Annotated in this window: 13 protein-coding genes; 6 read left to right on the top strand and 7 right to left on the bottom strand. The window is 66.5% G+C overall.

The genetic code is table 11. The features are described 5' to 3' along the window. Window positions 1-425: D-alanyl-D-alanine carboxypeptidase family protein (locus tag AC1DZ6_RS10420; protein ID WP_477097110.1), on the bottom strand; the 425-nt coding region annotated here is incomplete at its 3' end. Between the two features lie 313 nt (window positions 426-738). Here AC1DZ6_RS10420 and AC1DZ6_RS10415 point away from each other — a divergent pair. From AC1DZ6_RS10415 to AC1DZ6_RS10400, 4 genes are all read left to right on the top strand, one after another. Next, window positions 739-1,173, top strand: coding sequence for a phasin family protein (locus AC1DZ6_RS10415; RefSeq protein ID WP_477097109.1), 435 nt, complete (start codon window positions 739-741; stop codon window positions 1,171-1,173). A gap of 133 nt (window positions 1,174-1,306) precedes the next feature. Further along, window positions 1,307-1,765 carry a RidA family protein gene (locus AC1DZ6_RS10410; protein WP_477097108.1) on the top strand — a complete coding sequence of 153 codons (459 nt, stop codon included), beginning with the start codon at window positions 1,307-1,309 and terminating at the stop codon, window positions 1,763-1,765. Then, window positions 1,765-2,538 carry a glycerophosphodiester phosphodiesterase gene (locus AC1DZ6_RS10405; protein ID WP_477097107.1) on the top strand — a complete coding sequence of 258 codons (774 nt, stop codon included), beginning with the start codon at window positions 1,765-1,767 and terminating at the stop codon, window positions 2,536-2,538. Before AC1DZ6_RS10410 ends, AC1DZ6_RS10405 begins: the two co-directional genes overlap by 1 nt. Beyond that, window positions 2,535-3,695 carry a GNAT family N-acetyltransferase gene (locus AC1DZ6_RS10400; RefSeq protein ID WP_477097106.1) on the top strand — a complete coding sequence of 387 codons (1,161 nt, stop codon included), beginning with the start codon at window positions 2,535-2,537 and terminating at the stop codon, window positions 3,693-3,695. Before AC1DZ6_RS10405 ends, AC1DZ6_RS10400 begins: the two co-directional genes overlap by 4 nt. A gap of 49 nt (window positions 3,696-3,744) precedes the next feature. Here the strand turns inward: AC1DZ6_RS10400 and AC1DZ6_RS10395 are convergent, their stop codons facing one another. Genes AC1DZ6_RS10395 through AC1DZ6_RS10385 form a run of 3 tightly spaced genes read right to left on the bottom strand, consistent with a single transcriptional unit; the run spans window position 3,745 to window position 5,939 of the window. Beyond that, window positions 3,745-4,230 carry a pyridoxamine 5'-phosphate oxidase family protein gene (locus AC1DZ6_RS10395; RefSeq protein ID WP_477097105.1) on the bottom strand — a complete coding sequence of 162 codons (486 nt, stop codon included), beginning with the start codon at window positions 4,228-4,230 and terminating at the stop codon, window positions 3,745-3,747. Window positions 4,231-4,290: 60 nt separating this feature from the next. After that, window positions 4,291-4,863 (bottom strand): DUF4287 domain-containing protein, encoded by a 573-nt coding sequence (locus tag AC1DZ6_RS10390; RefSeq protein ID WP_477097104.1) that lies wholly within the window; start codon window positions 4,861-4,863, stop codon window positions 4,291-4,293. Next, the gene (locus AC1DZ6_RS10385; protein ID WP_477097103.1) at window positions 4,860-5,939 is read right to left on the bottom strand and encodes an alpha/beta fold hydrolase; all 1,080 of its coding nucleotides are present in this window, start codon (window positions 5,937-5,939) and stop codon (window positions 4,860-4,862) included. Before AC1DZ6_RS10385 ends, AC1DZ6_RS10390 begins: the two co-directional genes overlap by 4 nt. Before the next feature lie 54 nt (window positions 5,940-5,993). Here AC1DZ6_RS10385 and AC1DZ6_RS10380 point away from each other — a divergent pair, with 54 nt between their 5' ends. Next, window positions 5,994-6,425, top strand: coding sequence for an HIT family protein (locus AC1DZ6_RS10380; protein ID WP_477097102.1), 432 nt, complete (start codon window positions 5,994-5,996; stop codon window positions 6,423-6,425). Window positions 6,426-6,488: 63 nt separating this feature from the next. Then, window positions 6,489-6,932 (top strand): BLUF domain-containing protein, encoded by a 444-nt coding sequence (locus AC1DZ6_RS10375; protein ID WP_477097101.1) that lies wholly within the window; start codon window positions 6,489-6,491, stop codon window positions 6,930-6,932. A 164-nt stretch (window positions 6,933-7,096) separates the two neighbouring features. Here the strand turns inward: AC1DZ6_RS10375 and AC1DZ6_RS10370 are convergent, their stop codons facing one another. From AC1DZ6_RS10370 to clpS, 3 genes are all read right to left on the bottom strand, one after another. Further along, window positions 7,097-7,495, bottom strand: a complete 399-nt coding sequence (locus tag AC1DZ6_RS10370) for a hypothetical protein (protein ID WP_477097100.1) — start codon at window positions 7,493-7,495, stop codon at window positions 7,097-7,099. Between the two features lie 124 nt (window positions 7,496-7,619). Then, the gene (clpA, locus tag AC1DZ6_RS10365; RefSeq protein ID WP_477097099.1) at window positions 7,620-9,944 is read right to left on the bottom strand and encodes an ATP-dependent Clp protease ATP-binding subunit ClpA; all 2,325 of its coding nucleotides are present in this window, start codon (window positions 9,942-9,944) and stop codon (window positions 7,620-7,622) included. An 11-nt stretch (window positions 9,945-9,955) separates the two neighbouring features. Then, a complete protein-coding gene (gene clpS, locus AC1DZ6_RS10360; RefSeq protein WP_007672483.1) occupies window positions 9,956-10,285 on the bottom strand; it encodes an ATP-dependent Clp protease adapter ClpS in 330 nt (109 codons plus the stop codon). Window positions 10,286-10,374 lie beyond the last annotated feature (89 nt).

Raw genomic sequence — 10,374 nt, 5'->3', positions numbered from 1 at the left:
GCCATGGCCACGGCGATGTCGTTGGCCGACTTCACGGTCATGGCGCGGATCGCTTCGTCGACGCTGACGCTGTCGCCGACCGGAAGGCCCAGCTTGGTGGGCGCCTGGGCGGCGGCGCGGGGCGTGATCGGCACGCGGTCGGTCAGCTTCAGGCGGCCTTCGCTGAGCGCCTCGAAGGTGAGGTACAGCGTCATGACCTTGGTGACCGAGGCCGGATAGCGCGGGCTGTCGGCCCTTTTGTCGTAGAGCATTTCGCCCGAATTGGCGTCGATGACGATGGCCGAGTATTTCGGCTCGGCGCTGTTCATCTGCAGATAGGGGATCTGCGCCGAGGCCAGCGTCGGCGCGGCCAGGCCGCACAGCATGGCGCCGGCGAGGCCCAGGGCGGCGAGAGCGGAGCGGACGGAAGTAAGCTTGGCGAACATGGGAAATGCGTCCGTCATCTGAACTGAGCGGTTCCGCACCGCCACACGCGTGACCTTAGCATGCGGCTTGTGGTGTTTCTCTAAGGTAAACAACTGGTGAGCGATTTCGCCGCAGACATGGATAAATTCAAGGCGTTGCGGCGAAGCTTCGATCTCGCGCGCCGGGCGAAAACACGCGTTTACGTTACGTTATGGTGCGCTGCACAAAATTCTTGACTGCTGCACTGCAACATGAGACACCGACGTTGTCCCAACGCATGGTCCGGATCCGCTTGTCCGCCGCCATGCCCCGCAATTGCCAGGAGCTCCCCGCATGGCCGCCGCCGAAACCGTGAAGAACACCGTCGAGCAATTCAGCACCGCCTCGAACCAAGCGTTCAAGGACGGCGTCGAGAAGTCCCTGGCCGCTCTGGCCGAGGCCAACACCCATTCCAAGAAGAACCTGGAAGCCGTCGTCGCTTCGGTGACCGCCGCCACCAAGGGCGCCGAAGCCCTGGGCGCCCAGACCTTCGCCTATTCGAAGAAGGCCGCCGAAGACCAGGTCGCCGCCGCCAAGTCGCTGGCCGGCGCCAAGAGCGTTCAGGAAGCCGTCGAGCTGCAGACCGCCTGGGCCAAGTCGGCTCTGGAAGCCTACATCGCCCAGGTCAGCAAGGCCTCGGAGATCGTCTCGGCCTCGATCAAGGACTCGGTCAAGCCGCTGAACGAGCGCGTTTCGGCCACCGTCGAAAAGCTGCAAGCCGCCCGCTAAGGCGACCGGCTCTTCCGAGGGCCGAACAGTTTTCCAAACAGATTGAAGGCCCGACCCGGCAACGGTTCGGGCCTTTTTTCTTGTCCTGTCATCCCGCCGCGCTAAGCATGCTTCCAGGTTTCTGGAGTGTGTGATGTCGAAGGTCGAACAGCGTCTGGCTGAACTTGGGATCGTGCTGCCGCAACCGGTCGCGCCGGTCGCCAACTATGTGCCCTTCGTCCAGACGGGGAACCTGATCCACATCTCCGGCCAGATCTCGCWCGACGCCAACGGCGGCCTCAAGGGCACGGTCGGGACCGACGTCGATCTGGAGACCGCCCAGCAGGGCGCGCGCCTGTGCGGCATCAACCTGCTGGCCCAGATGAAGGCCGCCACCGGCGACCTCGACCGCGTCAAGCGCGTGGTCAAGCTGGGCGGTTTCGTCCAGGTCAGCCAGGACTTCATCGACATTCCCAAGGTCATCAACGGCTGCTCGGACCTGATGGTCGAGGTGTTCGGCGACGCCGGCCGCCACGCCCGTTCGGCGGTGGGCGTCTACAAGCTGCCGCTGGGCTTTTCGGTCGAGGTCGACGCCGTGGTCGAGGTGGCCTGATGCGTGCGCGGCCCCGCCCCGGAACCGAGGTGTTCGGCGAGGCGTGGGAGCGCTTGTTCGAACCCGCGGTGGCGCATCGGGGCCTGTGGTCGCCTGACGGCGCGCCCGAGAACTCGCTGGCCGCCTTCCAGGCCGCCTGCGCCGGGGGCTATGCGATCGAGCTGGACGTCCAGCTGACGGCCGACAACCACGTCGTGGTGTTCCATGACGACCACCTGGAGCGCCTGACGGGCGCGTCGGGCAAGCTGCGCGACCACACCGCCGCGGACCTTGGCCAACTGACGCTGTCGGGCACGGACGAGACCATCCCGACACTGGCCGACGCCCTGACCCTGATCGGCCATCGGGCCATGGTCTATATCGAGCTGAAGACCCCGTTCGGCGAGGTCGGCGAGCTGGAGAAGCAGGTCAGCGAGATCCTGCTCGATCACAACGGCCCGACCGCCGTGATCGGCTTCAATCCCTATTCCCACGCCTGGTTCGCCGAGCACCAGCCGCAGATCCTGCGCGGCCTGGACAGCTACAATTGGGCCGACGAGAACGCCCGCAAGCTGGCCCCGGAACTGCGCAAGTCGCTGGCCAACCTCGAGCAGGTGGAGATCGCCCGGCCGGACTTCCTGGCCCTGGGCCTGGACATGCTGCCGAGCGCCCGGGCCGATCTCTATCGCGCCAAGGGCATGCCGATCATCGCCTGGACCGTGCGCTCGGCCGAGCAGTGGGACAGCGTCCGCGACCATTGCGACAACCTGATCTTCGAGGGCTTCGCCGCGTGACAGCCGTCAAGGCGGAGGTGCGCGTTCACCGCCGCATCGCCGAGATCGGTCGCGACGCCTGGGACGCCTGCGCGGCGCCGCACGGCGATCCCTTCGTCAGTTTCGACTTCCTGAACGCCCTGGAAGAGAGCGGCTGCGCGGTCGAGCGCACGGGCTGGTCGCCGCAGCACCTGTCGGTCGAGGACGAGACCGGCCGCGTGGCGGCGGTCATGCCGCTCTATCTGAAGTCCCACAGCCAGGGCGAATACGTCTTCGACCATAGCTGGGCCGACGCCTATGAGCGGGCCGGCGGGCGCTACTATCCCAAGCTCCAGTGCTCGGCGCCGTTCTCGCCGGTCACCGGGCCTCGGCTGATCGTCCGGCCCGGCATCGATGTCGACGACGGCCGCTCGGCGCTGCTGGGCGGAGCCCTGACCCTGTGCGACCGCCTGCACGCCTCGTCGCTGCATGTGACCTTCCCCAGAGCCGACGAGTGGGACTGGATGGGCGAGCGCGGCCTGCTGCGCCGCCAGGACCAGCAGTATCACTGGTTCAATCAGGGCTATGCGAGCTTCGACGACTTCCTGGCGGCCCTGTCGTCCAACCGCCGCAAGACCATCCGCCGCGAGCGCCGCGACGCCCAGGCCGGACTGGAGATCGTCGCCCTGACCGGCGACCAGCTGACCGAGGACCACTGGGACGCCTTCTTCGGCTTCTACATGGACACCGGCGGCCGCAAGTGGGGCCGGCCCTATCTGAACCGGGCGTTCTATTCGCTGCTGGGTGAGCGGATGGCCGACAAGGTGCTGCTGATCCTGGCGCGTCGACCGGGCGGCCCATGGATCGCCGGGGCGTTGAACCTGATCGGGGCGGACTGTCTCTATGGCCGCCACTGGGGCTGCGCCGAGGACGTGCCGTTCCTGCATTTCGAGCTCTGCTACTACCAGGCCATCGAGCACGGCATTCGCCTGGGCCTGCCGCGCGTCGAGGCGGGGGCCCAGGGGCAGCACAAGATCGCCCGCGGCTATCTGCCCAGCCCGGTCTATTCGGCCCACTGGATCGCCGACCCGGCCCTGCGCGAACCCGTCGCCCGATATCTGGAGCGCGAACGCGAGGCGGTCGACGCCGAAATGGCGATGCTGACCGACGAGTTCTCGCCCTTTCGCCACGAGGGTTGAGGCCGCCCAGGGCGGCGACGCGGGACGCCGCGCCGCCGGGTCGTAGGGTCTAGCTCAGCTTGGTCTCGGCGACCTTGTCGGCGTAGTCCTTCTTGGGGTCCTTCCCCAGCAGCATCTTCAGGCCGGCGAACAGGCTGTTCTCGTTGAGCCAGATCTGGGCGTGCCCGGCGTCGAAGCGCAGCAGGCGGATCTTGGGGTCGTCCTTGCCCTCGAACCAGGCGGCGACGAAGGGATTCCACAGACGCTCGATCGTCGCGCGATCGGTGTCGACGGCCAGGTCGCCCTCGACCGAGGCGAACAGGTCATGGCCCTTCGAAACGAAGTGCAGGACCGACTTCTTGTGGCTGGCCAGGGCGGACACCAGGTCGCTCTCCGACGAGGTGAAGAACCAGATCGGACCGCCGTCGTCGTCCTCGATCTGGGCGGTCAGGGGTTGGGCGCGGTCGCCCTCGACGCCAACCAGACCCACCATGGCCGTGCGGTCGGACTTCAGGGATTTCCAGAACTTGGCGACGAGTTCGGCTTCGTTGGACATGCGTCTTCCTCCATTGGCCTAAGCCAACGAAGGCGGCGCACGGGTGTTCCGTTCGGCGCGTCAGGATCGTTCGAAAGCGGCCTTCAGCAGGGCTCGCACCTCGTCGTCCACCTCGGCCGGCGAGGCGAGGGGCAGCTTGGCTTTCAGGCGCTCGGACCAGCTTTCGGTCTTCGGCTCCAGCAGACGAGGGGAGGCGTCGGGCGTCACGGCCAGCCCCAGCACCGCCGTCCCGCCCTTGACCGGCTTGGCGGCSGCGAACTGGAATTCGCGCGACCAGGCGCTGTAGGTCTTGCGCTGGCCGATGACCAGGCCGTCAAAGCCGGCGACCGCCGCCTCCAGGGCTTCGAGGATCGCCTTCGAGGCCGGGTCGGTCCACAGCGCCGCGCGTGCCTCGTCGGGCTTGTCCCAGGTCATGCGCTCGGACGGGAAGGCCACCGACAGGATGTAGCTGGCCCGGTTCTGGCCCAGGCCATGATGGGTCTTGAGCCATGCGAGTTGGGCGCGGGGTTTGGTCTCGGGGCAGGCGCTGGCGATCGCGACCCAATCCTCCAGGCTCTTGCCGGTCTCGCGCTCCAGGCCCTCGCGGACCGAGGCGAACCACTTCCTCTGGCGTTCGGTCAGGTGCTCGGTCATGCGCGGAGTCCTCCGAAGTGATCGGCGAGTTCGGTCAGCAGACGATCGCGGCCGCGCTCGGGGCGGTCGAGGTGGACGAAGTGGGTGGCGCCGGCCAGGGCCACCGCCTTGACCGACGGCGAGCGGCCCGCATCGGCCGCGAAGGCCTCGAGGTCGGCGGGACGGCTCCAGAAGTCGTGCTCGGCGCGCAGCAGCAAGGTGGGCGCGGTGATCGAGCCGGCGTCGTACAGCCGCCGTCCGCAGGCCTGGTGGAAGCTGTCCTCCAACGCGCCGAGCGGGGCGCGAAATTGCGGCGGCGTGTGCTTGCCGCTGTCGGGATCGGAGACCAGAACGGCCGCCGCCAGGGCCTGGGCGACGGCGGGATCGCGCCATTCGTCCTTGTTCTCGGTCGGGATGTTTCGCTCCCAGACCCTCATCAGCGACGCGGCCGGATAGAGCGCGTAGCCGCCGGTCGCCGGATCGAAGCGACGGGGCTGGCCGGGCTGAGCGACGCCCGAGCCTGGGCCGAGCATGGCGTGGACGTCGGAGCCGCCGTAGAGGGCGTTGATCGTCGCCAGGCCGGCGACGGTTTCGGGCCGCAGGGCCGCGTAGAACCCGGCCCACATGCCGCCCGTGGCCCAGCCGATCAGGCCGACGCGCGCGCTGCCGCTCCGCTGGGCGGCCAGCTTGCGGACGGCGTCGACGTCGCGGACCACCTCGAAGGCGCGCGACAGCGGGCGGCTTTCCTCGGGCGGTCGGTCCATGGCGGCGAGGCGTTGCGAGCCGCCGTAGCCGCGCGCGTCCATCACATAGATCCGGCGGTTCAGGCGCTGGGCCAGATCGCCGGCCAGCGAGCCGCCGGCGACCGGCAGGTCGAACGATGCGACGCCGGGCGCGCGGGCGCCGTGCAGCAGGATCAGCGGCGCGCCTCGCGCCGAGGCTGGCCGCASTTCGCGCACGTGCAGGCGGACTCCGTCGTCCGAGGTGGTGAACAGCGCTTCGCGATGCAGGGTTTCAGTCGCGGCCAAGGCTGGGCCAGCGACGCCAAAGGCGGTCGCCGCCGCCAACATGTCCCGCCGTGTCGGGCTCGTGATCATTTGCGCGCCCCTCCCGGTTTGCTAGGTACGGTTTCGATCACGCCGGAGACGATCATGAGCCTTCACGGAAGCTACGACGCCGACAACATCTTCGCCAAGATCATCCGTGGCGAGGTCCCGGCGGTGAAGGTGTTCGAGGATGACCAGGTCCTGGCCTTCATGGATGTCTTTCCGCAAGCGAAGGGCCACGTTCTGGTGATCTCCAAGACCAGCCAGGCCCGCAACCTGCTGGAGGCCGAGACCAAGACCCTGGGGCGGCTGATCGGCGCCGTGCAGAAGGTGACCCAGGCCGTCACCACGGCCCTGAAGCCCGACGGCGTGGTGGTCACCCAGTTCAACGGCGCGCCGGCCGGCCAGACGATCTTCCACCTGCATTTCCACATCATCCCCCGTTTCGAGGGCGAGGCTCTGGGACGCCACGGCGAGGGCATGGCCGATGTCGAAGACCTGAAGGCCCTGGCCGAGAAGATCTCGGCGGCGCTGTAAGCTGAACCTTTGGCGCGACCGGGCATTGCTCAAGGTAGCGGTAGCTTTGGGGCCAGCCAGTCCATGTTGGAGTTCGACGACGAGCCGAAGGGGCTGGTGCGCCTGATCTATGCGAGCCGGTCGCGTGATGCGGGGCGCGGCTTTCCCGAGCTGGTCCGAACCATCCTCGTCAAGTCGATGCACAACAATCGCCTGGCCGCCATCACTGGCTTTCTGGTGACTGGCGAGGGGCGCTTCCTGCAACTGCTGGAGGGGCCGGCCGGCGAGATCACGGCGACCTTCGAGCGGATCCGAAGCGATGCGCGCCACACCGACCTGGCCATCATCGCTCAGGGCGCGGCGGACCGGCGGCTGTTTCGCGACTGGAACATGGCCCAGCACCAGATCGTCGCGGCCGATCAGGGCGTCCTGGCCAAGGCGGGCCTGACGGCCTTCACGCCCGACGTTCTGGACGAAGCCGGCGCCGTGACGATCCTCACCACCCTGGGCGCGCGCTATCTTCGCTAGGCGAGGTCGACGCGCCGGTGATCTGCAAGACCAGCCAGGCTGGCGCCTACTGGAGACCGTTACCCAGACCTGGGCCTGCGGGGCGAGGGATGGCGGAGGTCGAGGACCTGAGGGGGCCGGCGGAGAAGATCTCTGCAGGGCTTTGAGGGCTTTGCCGCCCGTGGCTAGGACCCCAGCTTGATGATCGCCGTCGCCAGGCCGACGATCGCCGTCACGCCGCCCATCAGGGCGAAGCTCTGAGCGCGGAGCTTGTCGTTCAACTCGACCAGGATCTGGGTCTTGGTTATKGCCAAGTCCGCTTTCAGGGCTTGAATGTCCATCTTGGTCGCGTGAGCCAGCTCGGCGAGGTCAGCCTTGGTCGCCATGTCGCGGATATCGGCTTTAGTCGCCATGTTGGCGAGGTCGGCCTTTGTCGCCGTATCGGCCTTCGTGGCCAGGCCGCTGATGTCTGGGAACTGCGCGGTCGACTGCACCAGTTCCACGATCGCCTCCGCCGCACGCTCTTCCAGCCCCGCGTCGCGGAGACGTTTTGTTGCGCCGAGCGTGTCGAAAGCGACGTTCATGAGATCAGCCTAAGCGCGTGTTCCTGTTTTGTCCAGTCGTGTTTCGCGAGTTTGATGAGCGGCCCTAAAGCAAAAGGGCCCGGATCGCTCCGGGCCCCTCGCTGTCTCGTCTGCTCGATCGAGCCTAGTCGGCCAGGGCCGGTTCGGCTTCGTCTTCGGCCTTGGGAGCCTTGCCTGGTTTTTCAGGCGCGCTCTCGATCTCGAAGTCGATCTTGCTGTCCTTGAGCACGACCTTGACGTGACCGCCGCGGACCAGACGTCCGAACAGGATGTCGTCGGCCAGCGGCTTCTTGATGTGCTCCTGGATGACCCGCGCCAGGGGGCGCGCGCCGTAGAGCTCGTCGAAGCCGTTCTTGGCCAGCCAGTCGGCCGCGTCGTCGGTCAGGGAGATCGTCACGTTCCGGTCGGCCAGCTGGACTTCCATCTGCAGGACGAACTTCTGCACGACCTGGCGGATGATCTCCGGCGTCAGCGGCTTGAACGCCACCACCGCGTCGAGGCGGTTGCGGAATTCCGGCGTGAACAGGCGCTTGAGGGCGGCCTCTTCCTCGCCGACCACCTTGTCGCGGCCGAAACCGATCGACTGGCGCTGGGCGTCCGAAGCGCCGGCATTGGTGGTCATGATCAGGATGACGTTCCTGAAGTCGACCTTCTTGCCGTTGCTGTCGGTCAGCACGCCATGGTCCATGACCTGGAGCAGGATGTTGTAGACGTCGGCGTGCGCCTTCTCGATCTCGTCTAGCAGCACCACGGCGTGCGGGTGCTGATCGACGGCGTCGGTCAGCTGGCCGCCCTGATCGTAGCCGACATAGCCGGGGGGAGCCCCGATCAGTCGGCTGACGGTGTGGCGCTCCATGTATTCCGACATGTCGAAGCGGATCATCTCGATCCCGAGGGTCGAGGCGAGCTGCTTGGCGGCTTCGGTCTTGCCGACGCCGGTCGGGCCGCTGAACAGATAGCTGCCGATCGGCTTTTCCGGGTCGCGCAGGCCGGCCCGGGCCAGTTTCATGGCCGAGGACAGCTGAGCCAGGGCTTCGTCCTGACCAAACACCGCGCCCTTCAGATCCCGTTCCAGCTCGCGCAGGGACTCGGTGTCCGACTTGCTGACGGATTTGGGCGGGATGCGGGCGATCTTGGCCACCACGGCCTCGATCTCCTTGACGCCCAGGACCTTCTTGCGACGGCTTTCCGGCAGCAGCATCTGGCCCGCGCCCGCCTCGTCGATCACGTCGATCGCCTTGTCGGGCAGCTTGCGGTCCGTGATGTACTTGGCCGACAGCTCCACCGCGACCTTGAGGGCCTCGTTGGTGTACTTCAGCTTGTGGAAGTCCTCGTAGTAGGTCTTCAGGCCCTTGAGGATCTTGATGGTGTCTTCCACCGTCGGTTCGTTGACGTCGATCTTCTGGAAGCGACGGACCAGGGCCCGATCCTTCTCGAAGTGCTGACGGAACTCCTTGTAGGTGGTCGAACCCATGCAGCGCAGCGAGCCCGAAGCCAAGGCGGGCTTCAGCAGGTTGGAGGCGTCCATGGCCCCGCCCGAGGTGGCGCCCGCGCCGATCACCGTGTGGATTTCGTCGATGAACAGCACCGCGTTGGGGTGGTTCTCCAGTTCCTTGACCACCTGCTTGACGCGTTCCTCGAAGTCGCCGCGATAGCGGGTGCCGGCCAGCAGCGCGCCCATGTCGAGCGAGTAGATGGTGGCGCCGGCCAGGACTTCGGGGACCTGGTTGGTGATGATCTTGCGGGCCAGGCCCTCGGCGATGGCGGTCTTGCCGACGCCGGGTTCACCCACCAGAAGCGGGTTGTTCTTGGTCCGGCGGCACAGGATCTGGATCGCGCGTTCGACTTCGTTCGCGCGGCCGATCAGCGGGTCGACCTTGCCCTGGCGGGCCTTTTCGTTGAGGTCGACGCAATAGGCTTCGAGGGCCTCGCCGCCGGTCTTGGCGTTGGGCTTGTCGACGTCTTCCTCGACCGCCGCGCCCTTGGCTTGCTTGGGCTCGGAGGCTCCGGCCTTCTTGGCGATGCCGTGGGCGATGAAGTTCACCGCGTCGTAGCGGGTCATGTCCTGCTCTTGCAGGAAGTAGGCGGCGTGGCTCTCGCGCTCGGAGAAGATCGCCACCAGCACGTTGGCGCCGGTCACTTCTTCGCGACCGGAGGACTGCACATGGATTACAGCGCGCTGGATCACGCGCTGGAAGCCCGCCGTGGGCTTGGCGTCGTCTTCGTCGTCGACCACCAGAGAGGACAGTTCGACGTCGAGATAGTTCACGAGGCTCTTCTTCAGAGCGTTGAGGTCGACATCGCAGGCCCGCATGACGCCGGCCGCGTCGTCGTCATCGGTGAGCGACAGCAGCAGGTGTTCAAGCGTGGCGTACTCGTGCTTGCGCTGATTGGCGTAAGCGACGGCGCGATGCAGGGATTCTTCAAGTGGGCGCGAAAAAGAGGGCAAGGGGAGGCTCCTCAGTCCTTTTCCATGGTGCACTGCAGGGGGTGCTGATGCCTGCGTGCCGAGTCGATCACTTGCGCGACCTTGGTCTCGGCAACTTCGTAGGTGAAAACGCCGCAAACGCCGACGCCATGTTGATGAACGTGCAACATGATCCGGGTCGCATCTTCGCGCGACTTGTTGAAGAAACGTTCAAGTACGTAAACGACGAACTCCATGGGAGTATAGTCGTCATTCAAGATCAATACGCGGTAAAGCGAGGGCTTTTGCGTCTTCGGCTTCACTTCCGTGATCACCGAAGAGCCCGCGCCGTTATTCTGTCCGCCTTGCTTTCGCTCGGCCATTGACCGCTGTCTCCCGGCGGGCCGAACCACCCGCCTTACATAGGATTAGATATGGAAACGCGGCAGCATTGGAAGGGGCTGCCGCGCGG

Source organism: Caulobacter sp. P1_B12_2 (genome assembly GCF_056406675.1).
The sequence above is the reverse complement of the archived record's forward strand: the minus strand, read 5'-3'. Positions and strand labels throughout refer to the sequence as shown.